This is a genomic window from Dietzia sp. 179-F 9C3 NHS, assembly GCF_045369825.1.
Classification (GTDB): Bacteria; Actinomycetota; Actinomycetes; order Mycobacteriales; family Mycobacteriaceae; genus Dietzia.
The window spans coordinates 254,154-271,457 of the sequence record NZ_JBIQES010000001.1 but is presented as its reverse complement, the minus strand read 5'-3'; the positions used below and the strand labels follow the sequence as shown (position 1 = coordinate 271,457).

17 protein-coding genes are annotated in these 17,304 nt (G+C 70.1%); 2 read left to right on the top strand and 15 right to left on the bottom strand.

Translation table 11 applies throughout. The features are described from left to right. Positions 1–39: 39 nt before the first annotated feature. The 11 genes from ACH0BZ_RS01315 to rplJ all read right to left on the bottom strand — a co-directional run bounded on the left by ACH0BZ_RS01315 (position 40) and on the right by rplJ (position 11,310). Positions 40–1,284 (bottom strand): MCE family protein, encoded by a 1,245-nt coding sequence (locus ACH0BZ_RS01315; protein WP_406896056.1) that lies wholly within the window; start codon positions 1,282–1,284, stop codon positions 40–42. Further along, complete coding sequence (locus tag ACH0BZ_RS01310; protein WP_406896054.1) at positions 1,281–2,534, bottom strand: MCE family protein; 1,254 nt, start codon at positions 2,532–2,534, stop codon at positions 1,281–1,283. Before ACH0BZ_RS01310 ends, ACH0BZ_RS01315 begins: the two co-directional genes overlap by 4 nt. Continuing rightward, positions 2,531–3,769: an MCE family protein gene (locus ACH0BZ_RS01305; protein WP_406896053.1), complete on the bottom strand. Its 1,239-nt coding sequence runs from the start codon at positions 3,767–3,769 to the stop codon at positions 2,531–2,533. The genes ACH0BZ_RS01310 and ACH0BZ_RS01305 overlap by 4 nt, the downstream gene beginning before the upstream one ends. Beyond that, on the bottom strand, positions 3,769–4,791 hold the full coding sequence (locus ACH0BZ_RS01300; protein WP_406896052.1) for an MCE family protein: 1,023 nt from the start codon (positions 4,789–4,791) through the stop codon (positions 3,769–3,771). Before ACH0BZ_RS01300 ends, ACH0BZ_RS01305 begins: the two co-directional genes overlap by 1 nt. After that, on the bottom strand, positions 4,788–5,879 hold the full coding sequence (locus ACH0BZ_RS01295) for an MCE family protein (RefSeq protein WP_406896051.1): 1,092 nt from the start codon (positions 5,877–5,879) through the stop codon (positions 4,788–4,790). Before ACH0BZ_RS01295 ends, ACH0BZ_RS01300 begins: the two co-directional genes overlap by 4 nt. Beyond that, positions 5,876–7,312 carry an MCE family protein gene (locus tag ACH0BZ_RS01290; protein WP_406896050.1) on the bottom strand — a complete coding sequence of 479 codons (1,437 nt, stop codon included), beginning with the start codon at positions 7,310–7,312 and terminating at the stop codon, positions 5,876–5,878. The genes ACH0BZ_RS01295 and ACH0BZ_RS01290 overlap by 4 nt, the downstream gene beginning before the upstream one ends. Continuing rightward, positions 7,309–8,166, bottom strand: a complete 858-nt coding sequence (locus ACH0BZ_RS01285; RefSeq protein ID WP_406896049.1) for an MlaE family ABC transporter permease — start codon at positions 8,164–8,166, stop codon at positions 7,309–7,311. The genes ACH0BZ_RS01290 and ACH0BZ_RS01285 overlap by 4 nt, the downstream gene beginning before the upstream one ends. Beyond that, positions 8,166–8,996 (bottom strand): MlaE family ABC transporter permease, encoded by an 831-nt coding sequence (locus ACH0BZ_RS01280; RefSeq protein WP_406896048.1) that lies wholly within the window; start codon positions 8,994–8,996, stop codon positions 8,166–8,168. Before ACH0BZ_RS01280 ends, ACH0BZ_RS01285 begins: the two co-directional genes overlap by 1 nt. A gap of 27 nt (positions 8,997–9,023) precedes the next feature. Continuing rightward, a complete protein-coding gene (locus tag ACH0BZ_RS01275; protein WP_406896047.1) occupies positions 9,024–10,130 on the bottom strand; it encodes an ABC transporter ATP-binding protein in 1,107 nt (368 codons plus the stop codon). Positions 10,131–10,343: 213 nt separating this feature from the next. Next, entirely contained in the window at positions 10,344–10,736 is a 393-nt protein-coding gene (gene rplL, locus ACH0BZ_RS01270; RefSeq protein WP_406896046.1) for a 50S ribosomal protein L7/L12, read from the bottom strand. A gap of 61 nt (positions 10,737–10,797) precedes the next feature. Further along, positions 10,798–11,310: a 50S ribosomal protein L10 gene (gene rplJ, locus ACH0BZ_RS01265; RefSeq protein ID WP_406896044.1), complete on the bottom strand. Its 513-nt coding sequence runs from the start codon at positions 11,308–11,310 to the stop codon at positions 10,798–10,800. 358 nt (positions 11,311–11,668) lie between these two features. Here rplJ and ACH0BZ_RS01260 point away from each other — a divergent pair, with 358 nt between their 5' ends. Then, entirely contained in the window at positions 11,669–12,649 is a 981-nt protein-coding gene (locus ACH0BZ_RS01260) for a diacylglycerol/lipid kinase family protein (RefSeq protein ID WP_406896043.1), read from the top strand. Here ACH0BZ_RS01260 and ACH0BZ_RS01255 read toward each other — a convergent pair. Further along, entirely contained in the window at positions 12,612–13,445 is an 834-nt protein-coding gene (locus tag ACH0BZ_RS01255; protein ID WP_406896042.1) for a 1-acyl-sn-glycerol-3-phosphate acyltransferase, read from the bottom strand. The genes ACH0BZ_RS01260 and ACH0BZ_RS01255 overlap by 38 nt on opposite strands. A 308-nt stretch (positions 13,446–13,753) precedes the next feature. Between ACH0BZ_RS01255 and ACH0BZ_RS01250 the strand changes: the two genes are divergently transcribed. After that, positions 13,754–14,737, top strand: a complete 984-nt coding sequence (locus ACH0BZ_RS01250) for a type IV toxin-antitoxin system AbiEi family antitoxin domain-containing protein (protein WP_406896041.1) — start codon at positions 13,754–13,756, stop codon at positions 14,735–14,737. A gap of 174 nt (positions 14,738–14,911) precedes the next feature. On the opposite strand, the gene rplA is transcribed toward ACH0BZ_RS01250, so the two are convergent. The 3 genes from rplA to nusG all read right to left on the bottom strand — a co-directional run bounded on the left by rplA (position 14,912) and on the right by nusG (position 17,267). Then, positions 14,912–15,637, bottom strand: a complete 726-nt coding sequence (rplA, locus tag ACH0BZ_RS01245; protein WP_406896040.1) for a 50S ribosomal protein L1 — start codon at positions 15,635–15,637, stop codon at positions 14,912–14,914. 131 nt (positions 15,638–15,768) lie between these two features. Beyond that, a complete protein-coding gene (gene rplK / locus ACH0BZ_RS01240; protein ID WP_406896039.1) occupies positions 15,769–16,203 on the bottom strand; it encodes a 50S ribosomal protein L11 in 435 nt (144 codons plus the stop codon). 215 nt (positions 16,204–16,418) lie between these two features. Continuing rightward, positions 16,419–17,267 carry a transcription termination/antitermination protein NusG gene (nusG, locus tag ACH0BZ_RS01235; protein ID WP_406896329.1) on the bottom strand — a complete coding sequence of 283 codons (849 nt, stop codon included), beginning with the start codon at positions 17,265–17,267 and terminating at the stop codon, positions 16,419–16,421. Positions 17,268–17,304 lie beyond the last annotated feature (37 nt).

Genomic DNA, 17,304 nt, shown 5'->3' with positions numbered 1-17,304 from the left:
CGGACGGGCGGCGAGCGGGATCGGTGCCCGGTCGCCGCGTCACCGTGGGATCAGCCCCTGCAGGACAGCGAGCTGCTCGGCCGCCGTGGCCAGATTGAGCCGGTCCGGGTCCACCTTGGGCTTGGTGTCCCACGGCTGCGGGACGTCCGGGTGCCCGTACTCGACGCGGTCGGCACCGCGCACGGCCGCGGGGCTGCCGAACGGCACGGTGCAGCGCGCGTCGTAGTTCGGCGGGAAGTTCTGTTCCAGCGGGTCGAAGCCGGGATCTTGCGCCTTGATCTGGTCGATGATCTCCTTGGTGCCCTCGTAGCCCTGCGTGCAGGTCACCGGGTTGTCCTTCTCGAGCACGAGGCCGAAGTGGATGGTGCCGTCGCCCGGCGCCACGGAGAGCCCGCCCGCGGACAACGCGGGGAGCAGCTGGAAGAGGAACTTGAACGACGGGGCGATCGGGTCGACCGTCTTCATGGTGGTGGACAGGTTGCTGATCGTCCGCGTGAGTGGCTCGCCGGAGTTCTCCACCAGGTATCGCGTCTCGTCGGCGAACTCGGGGCCGGTCTCGATGAGCCGCTCGAGGTCCGAGTCGGAGTCCCTGAGGGCCTCGGTGACGACCCGCAGGTCGGATGAGAAGTCGATGATCTCCTGCGACTGGTCTGCCTGGGTGTCGAGCACCGTGGCGCCGTCCCGGATGAGGGCCTGCAGCTGCGGCATCGTCCTGATCCCCTCGTCGGAGATCCGGGTGAGCGCGTCGGAGAGCCGGCGCAGCTGCGGGCCGCGCCCCTCGATCGCCTTGCCCAGCTCGTCGACCGTCACCTCGAGGTCGTCCAGCGGCACCGATCGGGCGAGTTCGTCGACGGACTTGAGCAGGTCCTCGACCCGCACGGGCAGGGCCTCGCGGCCGCCGCTGATCACGTCGCCGTCCTGCAGATGAGGCTCGCTGAGGCTCCGGGGCCGCAGGTCCACGTACTGTTCGCCGATCGCCGACCGGTTGGCCACCACCGCGACGGTGTCCGCGGGGATGTCCGGGGCGCTCGAGTCGAGGTCGAGCGTCACGCGGACGCCGCCGTCGGTGAGGTCGAGCTCGCCGACCCGGCCGACGGGCGTGCCGCGGTAGTTGACGGCGGCGTTGGTGAACACGCCGCCGGTGTCGGGCAGGTCCAGGTACACCTGGTACTGCCCGATGCCGACCAGCGACGGCAGGCGGACGTATTTGCCGCCCACGTAGACGATCCCCAGCGCGGCGATCACGCAGAAGGCGATGAGCTGGATGCGCAGTAGTCGACTCATCGGTATCCCGGCTCCCCCGGCTCTGGCAGGTACTTCTCGGAGAAGTCCGCGGTGCCCGGCGCCGACTTCGGGGTGACGGCGCGGTCCATGATCGGCGGGATCGGCAGCAGCGGCAGGACGATGGTCGTGCGCCGGTCCGGGCCGTTGCCGTCCACCCAGGGGTTGTCCGGGTCCACGACGTACGGCCCGGCGGTGTCCACCGGGTAGACCGCGATCGGGTCGCCCTGGTTGGCGCCGAGGTTGCGGAGCGTCTCGGAGATGGTGATGTCCACGGAGAGGAACACGTTGGCCGCGTTGCCGACGGTCGACTGGATGGAGGCGTCCGGGAACGGGAAGGTGGGGACGAAACCCACGAGGTCGATGAGGTCGGGCGCCTTCTCCGCGAGCCGCTGCAGCACCGGGCGCAGGGCACGCAGGTCGGCGATGAGGTCCTCCCGGCTGGTGAGGAGGATGTCCGAGCCCACCTGGCCCAGCGCGTCGACCCGGCGGAGCATCTCGACGAGCTGCGGGCGCTGCTCCTCGAGGACCGCGATCCCGGCGGGCAGCTGGTCAAGCGCCGCCTGGATCTGCTGCCGCTGGTCGTTGGCGCGCGCCGTCATCAGGTTCACGCCCTCGAGGGCGGCGGAGATGCTGTCGCGCTGCCGGTTGAGGCCGGCGATGAGCTCGTCCGCCGACCGCAGCGTCTGTGTGAGCTCCCCCTCCCGGCCGTCGGTGAGTTCGCGCAGCTCATGGACGATCGGTTGCAGCTGGTCCACGCCGCCGCCGTTGAGTAGCAGGGAGAGAGCGCCGAGAACCTGCTCGATGTCCGTGGCCGTCCGGGTGTGGGAGGTGGTGATGACGGCCCCGTCCTGCAGGCGACCTGTCGGAGCCTCGCCCTCGGGCGGGGTGAGCTGGACGAACTTTTCGCCGAGGAGGTTGGTCTGTTGGATCGATGCCTCGACGTTGGCGGGCAGGTTCAGGTCGTCCCGCAGCACGAGGTCCACCTGCGCCGTCCAGCCGTCGTCGGCTAGCGACACCCCGGTGACGCGGCCGGCGTCGAGGCCGTTGACCTTGACCGAGGACTGGACCACCAGGTCCAGGACGTCGTCGAACTGCACCGCGACGTTCATCGGGTCCTCGCCCACGTCGGCGCCGCCGGGCAGCGTGTAGTCCTCGAGGTTCATCGAGCAGCCGGCCGCGAGCGCGGCCACCAGGACTGTGGCGCCGCCCGCACGCGCGGCCCGGTGGAGGGGCCGGGGCATCCTGCTCATCGCGTCCCCTTCTCGGAGGTGGGCGTCATGGGCCAACCGCGGTTGCCCTCGACAGTGCCGGGTACGGGGATCGACTGCTTGAGCTCTGCGGCGAGGATGCCGAGGGGCAGGTTCGGGTTCTCGGTCCGAATCTCGCTGTTGCGCTCGGGGGCCAGTTCCTCGCACGCCCGGATGTCGGCCCGACGCATGTCGTCGAGCTCGCGGAACAACTCCGAGCCCGGGTTGAGGCGGCTGAGCTTCATCATCTGGCACAGGGTCCCGGCCGGATTCTGCAACTCGGGAATGTTGGCGCGCATACTCAGCGTCCCTGACTCGGGGTCGTAGGCGTTGATGAGGTTGGACAGGACCAGCGGGGCCACCTTGAGGATCTCCTCGACGTTGTCCCGCTGGTCCACCGTGATCTGGCTGATCGTGGTGAGCCGGTCGGCGTTGCGCCGGATGACGTCCTGGTTGTCGCGGACGAGCCGGGCCACCTCGGCGAGGGCAAAGCTCAGCTCGCGCAGCCCCGCCTGCAGGTCCTCCCGCTGGCCGGCCACCGTGCTGTTGAACGTCGCCATCTGCGTGTTGAATTCGCGCACCTGGGCGTCGTTGCGCGCGAGCATGGTGACGAAGGACTGCAGGTTGATCACGGTCTCGCTGATGTCCTGGCTAGAGTCGGCGAGGGTCGTGGCCGCTCGCGAGAGCTCGTCGATCGAGCGGCCGAGCGCCGCCCCGTTGTCACCGAGTTGCTCGGCGGAGGCGGAGACGAACCGGTCGACGGCGCCGTCCGCGTTCGCGCCCCGGGGCCCGAGCGCCTCCGTGAGGTCCTTGACCGACGCGTAGAGCTTGTCCACCTCGACCGGGGTCGCGGTGCGCTCGAGCGGGATGTGCGCGCCGGACTCCATCCTCGGCCCGCCCGAGTAGGCGGGAACGAGCTGGATGTTGCGGTCCGGGACGACCGACGGGGTCACCTGGACGGCCTTGGCGTCGGCGGGCACGTCGACCCCGCGGCGCACGTGGAGTTTCACCTCGACGGTGTCGCCCTGCGGCGTCACCTCGTCCACCGAGCCCACGGTCACGCCGAGGATCCGCACATCGGTTCCCTCGGACACACCGACAGCAGAGGGGAACGTGGCGGTGATCGTGGTGCGCCCCAGCCGCGTCACGGCGAGGTAGGTGACGGCGACAACCGCCACCACCACGACGAGCAGCAGCGCGACGAGCCAGTACGGCAGCTTCTTGCGGGCCAGGGACATCAGTTCACCCCGCTCAGTCGGAGGGGCGGACGGGCACCGGGATGGAACGGCGGTTCGGGGGCGCCGGGCGGGACGAGGTTGGTGACGACGGAGTCGAACCACCTGCCGGAGCCGAGCATGTTGGCGTAGAGCCGGTAGAACGGCGCCAGGTTGTGGATCGACCTGCGCAGCTCGGCCTCGTGGTCGGTGAGGACCTCCAGCGCACTGTCCAGGCTCTCGAGCGTCGGCCCGAACTCCGCCTCGTTGTCGGCGACGAAGCGGCGCAGTTCCACGGACAGGCCACGGGTGGAGGCCAGGACCAGCTCGAGCGCCTCGGACCGGGAGTTGAGCTCGCCGAGGAGCTGCCCGGTGCCCACGATGAGGCGCCGGAAGTCGTCGTTGCGCTCGGCGAGGATCCGCGAGCTGGTCCGCGTGGCCTCGAGGAGCTCGCGCAGCTCGGCGTCGCGGCTGGACAGGGTCTGGGACAGGCGCGCGACGCCGTCGACCGCGCCCCGGAACTCGTCGGGCGAGGCCTGCATCGCGTCGGTGAGGGTGTCCAGGCTCTCGGCCAGCTTCCGGTCGTCGATCGCCTCGAGGGTCTCGGCGGCCGAGGAGAAGGCGGTCACCACGTCGTAGGGGGCGACGGTCCGCTCGAGAGGGATGGGATCGGAGGTGTCCAGCTCCTCCGTGCCCGCGGGCTCGAGCGCCAGGTACTTCTGGCCCAGGACGGTCTTGATCTGGATGCTCGCGCGGGTGTCGTCGCCCAGCCAGGCGTCCTTGGCGCGGAAGCCCACCTCGACGCGGTCGCCGTCGAGGTCGACGTCGGTCACCACGCCCACCTTGACGCCGGCCACGCGGACCTCGTTGCCGTCCTGGAGCCCGGCCGCCTCGGAGAAGTAGGCGGTGTACTTGGGGCCCGCACCCACGAAGGGCAGGGAGTCCAGCAGAAAGGAGCTGGCGGTGAGCGCGAGGATCACCACGACGCCGGCGATGCCGACGGTCGCGTTGGAGAACCTGGTCTCGCCGGGCTTACGCTTGCTCACGGGATCCCCCCTGCGTGGCATCGCGGCGCGGCGTTCGTGTACACCACGTGGTTGATCGTGCCGCCGCCGTTCGGGAGGAGGTTGGGCACGTTCGTGCCTTCGCCCTTCACCACGTCGGCGCCGCACAGGTAGAACTGGAACCAGGAGCCGAACGAGCCCATCCGGATGAGGTTGTCGGTCTTGACCGGCAAGTTGGTGAGCACCTCGGACGCCCGGTCACGGTTGTCCACGAGCGCGTCGGACACCACCTTGAGGTGGTCGAGCGACTCGGTGACCTGCGGGCGGGTGGCCGTCACGACGTTCTCGGCCGACGAGGTGAGGTCGGCGAGGGAGTCGAGCGAGCCGCCCACCGCGTCGCGCTCGGCGGCCAGGCCCTCCATGAGCATGCGGGTGGTCACGACGAGTTGCTGGAACTGCACGTCCCGCTCGTTGATGGTCTGCAGCACCCGGGTGAGGTTGTCGATCACCTCGCCGATGACGCGGTCCCGGTCGGCGAGGTGGTTGGTGAGCTGGCCGGTCTGACGGACGAGGTTGGTGACGGTCCCTCCCTCACCCTGCAGGACGCGGACGAGCGACTCGGACAGCGCGTTGACGTCGTCCGGCTGGAGCGTGGTGAACAGGGGGCGGAAGCCGTTGAACAGCGCGGTGAGGTCGACCGCCGGCGAGGTGTTCTCGATGCCGATCGTGGTGCCCTCCGGCATGGCCGCCTGGACGGGGCCCGGCTCGAGCGCGAGGTTCATGTAGCGCTGGCCGATCATGTTGCGGAACCGCAGCGAGGCGTGAACGTTGGCCGGCAGGGTGCGGTCCCCGGACATCGTGAAGTACACCTTGGCCTGGTCGCGCTCGTGGATCTCGAAGCCGGTCACGTGGCCCACCACGACGCCGGCGATGCGGACATCGTCGCCCTCCTCGAGCATGGTGACGTCGGAGAAGATCGCCGAGTACTCGGTGCCGTCCTCCCGGGTCCCACCGCGGATCGTCGTGGCGAGGATCGAGCTGAGGACCACGGTGACGATCACAAAGACGACGAGTTTGACGAAGGAGCCGAGGAGCCCACCGCGGAAGAGGGCCCTGAGCTTGGTGTTCATCGGAAACTCACCTCCGTACCGCGGAGCGCGGGAGCGCCGAGCCCGCCGACCCAGGCCGGGATCTCGTCGGCGTCACGATCGGTGGCCACGCCGTACACGGTGCGCACGGTGTCGGCCTCGAGCGGGGACCCCGCGTAGGCCATGGCGAGCTCGCCGGCCGGGCGACCGGCGGTGACGGTGGAGGGGAACGGGTCGTTGGCGCGCTCCGGCACCGCGCGACCCGGCGCGGGCGGGACGGACCCGCGGGTACGCAGGCCGGGCACGGGGCCGTCCTCGAGGAGCGGGTTGGGCAGGGTCGGCATGAACTGCGGGCCCGGGTTGCGCGTGGGCGGCTGGTACGCGCCGTCCGCGATCGCGCCGCCGGGGGCGTTGCCGAAGTAGTACGGCGGCTGCGCGGGTTCGTAGCAGCGCGCGCCGCGGGCGTCGAAGAAGCGGGGCTCGTCCTGGTTGGGCAGGTACCGACCCTTGGGGTTGATCACCTCGATGGTCACCCGGATGCCGGGGTTGGCGGTGCCCACGCCGAGGATGTCGTCCGACCGGTCGAGGGCGGTCATGAACTGCTCGACGGTGCACGGCAGCGACGGCGAGTACTCGGCGAGGTATTCCAGGGATTGGCGCGAGTCCGCGGCCAGCGCGATGAGGTCGTCGCGGTTGGTGGCGAGGAAGCCGGTGAGGACCTCGGAGGACTCGCTCACCCGGCGCAGGCCGTCGGCGATGTCGGTCCGGCGTTCCACGACGGTGTTGCCGGTGGTGCGCAGGGCGTCGAGCGCGTGGATGAGGTCGGGCAGCGCCTCGGAGTAGGTCTGCGAGAAGGTGGACAGGTCCCGCAGCCCGGACTCGAGGGCGGGCATCTCCTCGGAGATGCCGTCGAAGACCCGGCCGATCTCCACGAGACTCGCGCCGAGCTCGTCGCCCTTGCCCGACAGCGCCTGGTTGAGGGCGCCCAGCGTGCCGGCGAGCTTCTCCGGCGGCACGGCCTCGAGGACGGGCAGGAGCCCGTCGAGCACGCGGCCGAGCTCGACGGCGTTGCCGCGGGTGTCCTGGTAGATCGTGGTGCCGGGCTCGAGGGTGCCCTGCGGGTCGTCGGGGAAGCCGAGGTCCACGTAGCGCTCGCCGAAGAGCGTCTTGGGCAGGAGCCGGCCGGAGATGTTGGCGGGGAGTCGCTCCGCGAAGGCGGGGTCGAACTCGAGGTTCACCTGCACCTTGTCGCCGGCGGGCTCCACGCTGGCCACCCGGCCCACGAGGACGCCGCGCGCCTTGACGTCGGCGTCGTTGGGCAGGGCGTAGGCCATCTCGTCGGCCATCAGCGTGACGCTGTCCGAGGAGCTGAACGCTCGATTGTAGATCGCGATGGAGGTGGAGACGAACGCCAGCGCGATGACGAGGAACAGCACGGCGAGGAGCCGCTTGGCGGTGTTCGAGAGCTCGCTCATCCCGCCACCCGCACGGTCGTGGTGGTGCCCCACAGCGCGAGGCCCACAAAGAAGTTGAGGATCGCCACCACGACGATGGTCGTGCGGACCGCGCGACCCACCGCCACGCCCACGCCGGCGGGCCCGCCGGTGGCCGTGAAGCCGTAGTAGCAGTGGATCATCACCAGGACAAAGGCGAAGATCATCACCTTGATGAACGAGTAGATGACGTCTTCCGGTGGCAGGAACAGGTGGAAGTAGTGGTCGAACGACCCTGTGGACTGCCCCTGGAACATTGTGTTGACGGACCGTGTGGCCAGGTAGGAGGAGAGCAGGCCCACCACGTAGAGCGGGATGACGGCGATGAAGCCCGCGAGCATCCGAGTGGTGACGAGGTAGGGCACGCTGGGGATCGCCATGACCTCGAGGGCGTCGATCTCCTCGGAGATGCGCATGGCGCCGAGCTGGGCGGTGAAGCCGCACCCGACGGTCGCCGACAGGGCCAGCGAAGCCACGACCGGCGCGACCTCGCGGGTGTTGACGTAGGCGGAGAGGAAGCCGGTGAGGACCGAGCTGCCGATCTGGTCGAGGGCCGCGTAGCCCTGGAGTCCCACGACGACGCCGGTGAACCCGCTCATCATGACGATGACGCCGATGGTGCCGCCGAGGACGGCGAGGACGCCGACACCGAAGGTCACCTCGGCGATGAGCCGCAGCACCTCGTGCCGGAAGTGGAGGAAGGTCTGCGGGATCCAGCGGATCGCGCTGAGGTGGAAGGCGAGCTGGTCGCCCAGGTCGTCGAAGGCCGCGACCGGCTTGCGGACGGCGGCGCGGAGCCTGGCCCGCCGGGGCCCCACGTCGGTGAAGATCGCCATCACGACCCCTTCGGCGGGACGATCTGCAGGTACATCGCCGTGAGGATGAGGTTGGCGAAGAAGAGCAGGAGGAAGGTGAGGACCACACCGAGGTTGACGGCGTCGCCGACGCCCTTGGGTCCGCCCTTGGGGTTCATCCCGCAATGGGCGGCCACGACCCCGGCGATGAGGCCGAAGACCAGCGCCTTGATGGAGGACATGATGAAGTCCGGCAGCTGGGCGAGCGCGCCGAACGACATGAGGTAGGCGCCCGGGGTGCCGCCCTGGAGGAGGATGTTGAAGACGTAGCCGCCGGAGATACCGACGATCGACACCAGCCCGTTGAGCAGGACGGCGACGAGCATCATGCCGAGCACCCGGGGCACGACGAGCCGCTGGACCGGGTCGATGCCCAGGACCCGCATGGCGTCGAGCTCCTCACGGATGGTGCGGGCGCCGAGGTCGGCCGCCACCGCCGAGCCCGCGGCGCCGGCGATGAGGAGCGAGGTGACGAGCGGGGCACCCTGCTGGACGACGGCGAGGACTCCGGTCGCACCGGTGTAGGCCTCCGCGCCGAGCTGCTGGACGAGCGAGCCCGTCTGCATGGCCACGACGGCGCCGAAGGGGATCGCCACCAGCGCCGAGGGCAGAATCGTCACCGAGGCGATGAACCAGGACTGCTCGATGAACTCGCGGAACTGGAAGGGGCGCTTGAACAGACCGCGCATCACATCGAGGAAGAGCCGGAAGATCTTGCCGGCCTCCCCGAAGGCGCCGCTGACGGCACCTCCGACCGACGCAGCCGACACTCCCGGTGTCGACTGCGCCTGTGGGGCCTCGCCCTCTGCCATCGTCTGTCCCCCGACCCGTCCGGTCCGTCAGTTCTCGTCGGATCCGTAGTGGTCGTCGACGCCGGCCGTGGAGGCGGCGTCGCCGGACGTCGTGGCGCCGGCGGTCGCGGTAGCCGCCGCCGGGACGGTGGAGCCGCCGTTGCCGTGGCCGCGCGACGCCCACTCCTCGCGGATCGCCTTCTGGGCCTCCACAGGCAGGTCGTCCATCATCTCGGCCACGCGCTTCTCGCGGCGGATCTCCCCCTTGCGCTCGGGGCTGCCGGGGGTCGGTTGCATCTGCGGCGGGACGCCCTTGAGCTCGTCGTCGCCGGGCGAGCCGTCGTTGTGGCCCTGCTCGGCGTGCTTCATCTCCTGGCGCATCTGCGCGTCGTCCTTTTCCTCGGACATACCGATCGGCCCGAGCTTGGAGCCGCGGAGGAACTGGCGTACGGCCGGCTCCTCGCTCGTGAGGAGGACCTCGCGGGGGCCGAACATGACGAGCTTCTTGCGGTAGAGCATGCCGAGGTTGTCCGGCACGGTGCGGGCGAGGTTGATGTTGTGCGTCACGATGAGGATCGTGGCGTCGATCTGCGCGTTGATGTCGATGAGGAGCTGCGCGAGGTAGGTGGTGCGCACGGGGTCGAGGCCGGAGTCCGGCTCGTCCACGAGGATGATCTCGGGGTCCAGCACGAGAGCGCGGGCGAGGCCGGCGCGCTTGCGCATACCGCCGGAGATCTCGCCGGGCAGCTTCCCCTCGGCGCCGGTGAGGCCGGTGAGCTCGAGCTTCTCCATGACGATGTCCCGGATTTCGGACTCGGACTTCTTGGTGTGCTCGCGCAGCGGGAACGCCACGTTGTCGAACAGGTCCATGGAGCCGAACAGCGCGCCGTCCTGGAAGAGGACGCCGAACAGCTTGCGGATCTCGTAGAGCTCCTTGGCGGTGCACTGGAGGATGTCCGTGCCGTCGATGATGATCTTGCCCTGCTCGGGCCGCAGCAGGCCGATGAGCGACTTGAGGAAGACCGACTTACCGGTACCGGACGGGCCCAGGAGCGCGCTGACCTCGCCCTCCGGGAGCGTGAAGGTCACGTCCTCCCAGATCTTCTGGGACCCGAACGACTTGGTCAGACCCTCGACGGATACCTCGACACCCACGACACCACTCCTCACTTCGACCACAGGATGTGGCCACGGTCACCCTAATGTACCGACGGGTCCCGGCAATTCGTTACGGCCACGACGGACTTCTCCGACAACGGATCCTCATCCCGTGCGGCTCGGGGTAGCACCGTAACACCCGTCACACGCCACAGGGGCGATCCCGCGGGATTCGCGGGACCGCCCCTGTGGGCAGTTGTGCCCGTCAGCTCACTTGAGCGAGACGGTGGCGCCGGCCTCCTCGAGCTTGGCCTTGGCAGCCTCGGCGGCCTCCTTGTCGGCCTTCTCGAGGATCGGCTTGGGGGCGGACTCGACGAGGTCCTTGGCCTCCTTGAGGCCCAGGCCCGAGACGATCTCGCGCACGACCTTGATCACGCCGATCTTCTTGTCGCCGGCCGACTCGAGCACGACGTCGAACTCGTCCTGCTCGGCAGCACCGCCGGCGTCGCCGCCGGCAGCCGGGGCACCGGCGGCCGCGACGGCGACCGGAGCGGCGGCGGTGACCTCGAAGGTCTCCTCGAACAGCTTCACGAACTCGGAGAGCTCGAGAAGGGTCATCTCCTTGAAGGCCTCGAGGAGCTCGTCGTTGCTGAGCTTCGCCATGGTGGCGTCCTTTCTGTTGGTCCCGGCGCCGCCTCAGCGGCCCGGAAGCGTGTGGGGTGTGTCAGTTCTTCTTGTCCTGGAGGGCGCCGAACAGGCGCGCCAGCTGCGAGGCGGGCGCGTTGAACAGGCCGGCGGCCTTGGTCTGGTTGCCCTTGAGGGCACCGGCCAGCTTCGCGAGCAGGACCTCGCGGGACTCGAGATCGGCGATCTTCTCGAGGTCGGTGGTGGACAGCGGCTGACCGTCCATGACACCGCCCTTGATGACGAGCGCCTTGTTGTCCTTGGCGAAGGTCTTGAGCGCCTTGGCAGCGTCCACGACCTCGCCGGTGACGAACGCGATGGCGGTGGGGCCGGTGAGGAGGTCGTCGAGACCCTCGACCCCGGCTTCCTGCGCCGCGCGCTTGACCAGGGTGTTCTTGGCCACGGTATAGGTGGCCGCGTCGCCCAGCGCCTTACGCAGTTCGGTGACCTCGGGCACGGAGAGGCCGCGGTACTCGGTGACCACGGCGGTGGTGGAGTTCTCGAACTGCTCCTTGATCTCCGCAACGGCCTGGACCTTGGCGGGCTTTGCCATGTTTCGCCTCCTTTCTGGTTCGTCTCGCCCGGAGAGAACACGAACGCCCCGCGCGCAGGCACGGGGCGTGGAGGAGGCGGACTCGGGCCCCTGGGACCCGCGACACTTCCGACGCTGACCGGTGTTCTCCTGCGCGGGCCGTCCGGGCGCTCCCGGACCCTTCGACCGCCCCCGGCGGGGGCGGCGACCTGCGGTCTTCGGTGAAACTTGATCAGGTGCACGGACGGGGTCCACTCGAGGCGGGCCCCACGTGCGTCAAACTTCCCGATCAGGATATCGGCCGGGCGCGGGCGAGACCAAATCGCGCCGGTCGTCCACCGAATGGCGGGCCGCGGCGCTTTCTGACACTGTGGTCGTCGTGTCCACAGCCTCCTCCCGCGTCGTCCTGATCTACAACCCGATCAAGTCGGGGGTCGACGAGCTCAAGCGGCGGGCGGTCGTCCGCGCCGAGCAGCACGGCTGGACCGACCCCGTCTTCGTCGAAACCACCGAGGAGGACCCTGGCGTCGGCCAGGCCCGGGCCGCCGCGGAGGCCGGCGCCGGCCTGGTGATCGCGTGCGGCGGCGACGGCACCGTCCGCTCGGTCGCCCAGGGGCTGCTCGGCACCACCATCCCGATGGGCGTGGTGCCGCTCGGCACCGGCAACCTGCTGGCCCGGAACCTCGACATCCCGTTGGACGACGTCGACGGCGCCCTGCGGGTGGCGATGGGCGGCCGGAGCCGATCGGTCGACCTCGGCGAGGTCCGCTACACCGACGGCGAGGGTGCGACCCACGAGGACGTCTTCCTCGTGATGCTCGGTGCCGGCATGGACGCCGACATGATCGCGGGCACCGACGACGACCTCAAGGCCCGGGTCGGTTGGCTCGCCTACGTCGGCTCGTTCGCCAACACGCTCCTGCGCGGTCACCGGATCAAGGTGGAGTACTCCCTCGACGAGGGCGAGACCACCTACACCAAGGCGCGCACCCTGCTCGTCGCCAACTGCGGGATGCTGCAGGCCGGCATGGTGCTGCTGCCCGACGCGGTGATCGACGACGGGCTGCTCGACGTCCTCGCCCTGCGCGCGAAGGGCGTCCTCGGTTGGACGCAGGCGGTATACGTACTCGCCGAGCACACGTTCCTCCACCGCCTGCCGGCCATCCGCAAGCGTGTCGACGCGCTCGGGCGCGAGCGGCACGTGACCCGTCCGGTGGATTTCCTCCAGGGCAACACGATGCGGGCCACGGTGCTCGAGAAGCCCGCGCCGTTCCAGATCGACGGCGAGGACGCCGGCGACGTCACCGAGTTCTCGGCGTGGATCAAGCGTCGAGGGCTGACGGTGCGGGTCGGGATCTGATCGCGGGGAGTCGCCAGCCCAGGACGGGCAGACGGTGCCGCGTGTCGCGGTCGAGCGCCTCCTGCATGGCGGTCCGGATCCGCCACGCGAAGGCGACCGCGTCCTCGCCCTCCCGCGGGCGCATCGGGTCGAGCACGGTCGTGCGCATCTTGGTGGGCAACGGCAGGTAGGGCAGGAAGCCGACGAGCCCCACGTTGAGCCCCCAGGGGATCGAGACGGTGACGGGCAGCGCCCTGACGCGCAGGAACCGGTTGGCGCCGGTGATCCGCGCGAGGCGGCGGCCACCGGGCAGGACCAGCAGGGACTCCCCCGCCCCGGACGAGACGATCGGCACGACCGGCACGTCGCGTTCGATCGCCCAGTCGGCGAATCCGGAGCGGTCGTCAAAGACGACGCGGTTGCGCTCGGACCAGGGCCTGAAGCACTCGGCGTCGCCGCCCGGCATGACCAGGACGTCGCGCCCGGCGTCGCGCGCCTCGTCAGCGCTCTCGCGGGTGGCGGGCCGCGCGCCGATCACCTCGAGCAGCCGGCCCACGCCCAGGGTCCAGGCGATCTGATGGGTGAGGACGGTGGTCCACGGCAGCCGCCCCATGTCGTCGAGCGCCGCCAGCGCGGCCAGCACATTGAGGTCGACGATCCCACCGAAGCCGTGGTTGGACACGTACATCACGGCCCCGGGCTCGGTGAGCGCCTCGCGCGAGACGGTGAGGTCCAGGCGGTGGTAGAGGCGCACGCCCTCGATCCCCAGCCGCTCGAGGGCCCACATCAGCAGCGTCGCGGGCTCCGAACTGGTCATCCTCCGGAGCGTAACGCCTCCACGCCGCGCGTGCGGTTCCGGCCGACCTCCACGCCCCCGTTCCCCTGCCCCGCGCGCCGTTCGTGCATCCGCCCACCCCTACCCTGCCCTGCCCCGCGCGCCGTTCGTGCATCCGCGCGCGTAGGACCACGCGCGTCCGCGTGGTGCGCGCGCCGGGGCCTGCGGTGCCGGTGCTCGGAGCGGACTCCCACCCCGTTGTCCACAGCCCTCGGGCGTCTCCACAGGAGCTGTCCGTCGGCACCGCTTCGGAGCCTGCACGCCCCACCGGGCCTGACAACCTCGTCGTCATGACCACAGAGTTCCCCTTCACACCAGGGGCATCCTTCTCCGCCGCGGACGCCCACCGCGTCGGGATCTCGGCCCGGCAGCTCTCGACCGCCGTGGCGGAGGGACGCCTGGTCCGAACCCACCGCGGCTGGTATCACGTCCCCGGCAGCGAGTCGGGTAGACGGGCGGCGCACGTCCGTGCGGCCACGGTGGCGCTGGCGGAAGGGCCCGACGGCGCGATCGTGAGTCACCGGACCGCCGCCGCCCTTCATCGGCTCCCGCTTCTCCACGACGCCAAGGTGGGTGTCCGCCCCGCGCACCTGACCGTCCCGCGCAGGTCAGGAGGTCGACGCACACCGAACGTGGTCATCCATCCCGCGCCGATCGCCGACCCGGGAGCCACGACGATCGACGGGATGCCGGTGACCGGTGTCGCCCGGACGATCGCCGACCTTGCCCGGACCAACGGGTTCGACACCGGGGTCTGCGCGGCGGATCATGCGTTACGCGTGGGCATGCTCACCCTCGACGAACTCCGCGACGAGGCGGAACGGCATCGAGGCCGACACGGCGCGCTCAGTCTCCGTAGGGTCGCCGACTTTGCCGACGGCCGGTCCGCGAACCCCGGGGAATCGCTCTCCCGCTGCGTGATCGCGCGTTTCCCGGAGTTCGAACCGCCCGAGTTGCAGACGACGTTCTTCCGTCCGGACGGGGTGTTCGTCGCCCGCACCGACTTCGACTGGGACGGTCGACTGGTCGGCGAGTTCGACGGAAAGACGAAGTACACCGGTCGCGCAGCCGAGGGCGAGGACCCGGGTGAGGTCGCGTGGCGCGAGAAGGTGCGCGAGGACGAGATCCGCGCCCTGGGGATCCAGGTCGTGCGGTGGATCTGGTCAGACATCCTTGCCCCCGGGCGCCTGCGGCGCATCCTGCGCGAGGGCCTGCGCCTGCTGGAACATCAGCCGGGCCCTATCCGCGCGCGCAGGGTGCTCACGCGCGCGTAGCTACACGCGCGGCCGCACGAAGCGCGCGCGAGAACGGACGGGTAGCAAGGCCCGACATGCAGACGGGCCCCGCGCCCTCTGCACGAGGGACACGGGGCCCGATCCGAGCGCGGGGCGAGCGTCAGCCCACCGCGCGGTCAGCCCACCGCGTGGTCAGCCCACCGCGTGGTCAGCTCACTCCGAGTCGGCGGCGCCACCCTCGAGGAGCTTGGAGATCGCCGAGGTGTCGACCGGGATGCCGGGGCCGGTCGTGGTGGAGACGGTGATCTTCTTGAGGTACTTGCCCTTGGCAGAGGACGGCTTGAGGCGCATGACCTCGTCCATCGCGGCGCCGTAGTTCTCCGTGAGCTGCTCGGCGGTGAAGGACGCCTTACCCACGATGAAGTGCAGGTTGTTGGCCTTGTCGGTGCGGAAGGTGACCTTGCCACCCTTGATGTCGGCCACGGCCTTGGTCACGTCCATGGTGACGGTGCCCGTCTTGGGGTTGGGCATGAGGCCACGCGGACCGAGCACGCGGGCGACGCGGCCGACCTTGGCCATCTGGTCCGGGGTGGCGATCGCGGCGTCGAAGTCCAGCCAGCCGCCCTGGATCTTCTCGATGAGGTCCTCGGAGCCCACGGCGTCGGCGCCGGCGGCCTCGGCCTCGGTGGCCTTCTCGCCGGCCGCAAAGACGATGACGCGGGCGGTCTTACCGGTACCGTGCGGAAGATTCACGGTGCCGCGGACCATCTGGTCCGCCTTGCGGGAGTCGACGCCAAGTCGCATGGCGACCTCGACGGTGGCATCCATCTTCGTCGAGGAGGTGTCCTTGGCCAGGGCCATGGCCTCCAGAGGCGAGTACAGCTTGGTGCGGTCGACCTTCTCAGCGGCGGCCTTGAAGGCCTTGCTGTTCTTGCTCATGAGATGTCCATTCCTGCCGCATCGGGCGCGGCGGTCGGGTGTGGTGCGGGCCTGAGCCGCCCTTCCACAGGTGGTTCGAAAGGTGGCGGGTGCGCCCCGCCGGGGCGGGCGGGGATCCCGCCCGGAGAGGATCAGCCCTCGACGGTGATGCCCATGGAGCGGGCGGTACCGGCGACGATCTTCGCGGCGGCGTCGATGTCGTTGGCGTTGAGGTCCTCCAACTTGGTCTGGGCGATCTCCTTGACCTGGTCCATGGAGACCTTGCCGACCTTGGCGGAGTGCGGGGTGCCGGAGCCCTTCTGCAGGCCTGCGGCCTTGAGGAGGAGCTTGGCGGCGGGCGGCGTCTTGAGCTTGAAGTCGAACGACCGGTCCTCGTAGACCGTGATCTCGACCGGCACGACGTTCCCGCGCTGGTTCTCGGTGGCGGCGTTGTAGGCCTTGCAGAACTCCATGATGTTGACACCATGGGCACCCAGAGCCGGGCCGACCGGCGGGGCCGGGTTGGCGGCACCGGCCTGGATCTGGAGCTTGATGAGCCCTGCGACCTTCTTCTTCTTGGGAGGCATCTTCTTCCTGATTCTTCGACTGGTGTTCGGCTCCGCGCTGTACCCGCGGTGGGCCGACTGTCGTGTGCGCCGGGCACCTCGGCCCGCGAGCGGGCGTGCAGGGGCACAGGCGCAACCTCGGAGAGTCTACGCGCGGGGCGCGTCGGAACCCTAATCGGGAAGGGCCCGCACCTCCCGGCTGGCGGGGGGCGGGCCCTTGTCGACGACGCGGTGGGTCAGTTGATCTTCTCGACCTGGTTGAAGCCCAGCTCGACGGGCGTCTCGCGGCCGAAGATCGACACGAGGACCTTGAGCTTCTGCGCGGCCGGGTCGACCTCGGAGATGCTGGCGGGCAGCGTGGCGAAGGGACCATCCATGACGGTGACGGACTCGCCGACCTCGAAGTCCACCTCGACGACCTGCGGGACCAGGCCGGCGTCACCCTCGGCCGCGGCCGCAGCGGCGGGCTTCTTCTCCGGCTTGGGCGCGAGGAACTTGGCCACGTCGCTCAGCGAGAGCGGGGTGGGGGTGCCGGCGGCGCCGCCGGTGGCGCTGACGAACCCGGTGACGCCGGGGGTGTTGCGGACGACGCCCCACGACTCGTCGTCGAGGTCCATGCGGACGAGGACGTAGCCGGGGAGCACCTTGCGGTTGGCGGTCTTCTTCTGACCGTTCTTGACCTCGGTGTACTCCTCGGTCGGGACCTCGACCTGGAAGATCTTGTCCTCGGCGCCGAGGGTCACGGCGCGGGTCTCGAGGTTGGCCTTGACCTTGTTCTCGTAGCCCGCGTACGAGTGGATCACAAACCAGTCGCCGGGCAGCTTGCGGAGCTGACGCTTGAACGCCACGATCGGGTCGATCTGCGGCGCCGCCTCGGCCTCGGCGGCATCGGCCGCGGCCGCGTCGGCGCCGGCCTCGTCGCCGGAGGCACCGGGGGCCTCGTCAGCCGGCGTGTCGTCAGCCGCGGCGTCCTCGGAGGAGTCGTCGGCGAGGGCCGAGGCCTCCTCGGCGGCCTCCGCGGTGGGGGCCACGGGCGCGTCGGCGGGGTCCGCGGAGGTGTCGCCGAGCACGGCGTCGACGTCCATCTCGGCCTGCTCCGCGGCCTCGGGGGTCTGCTCGGTC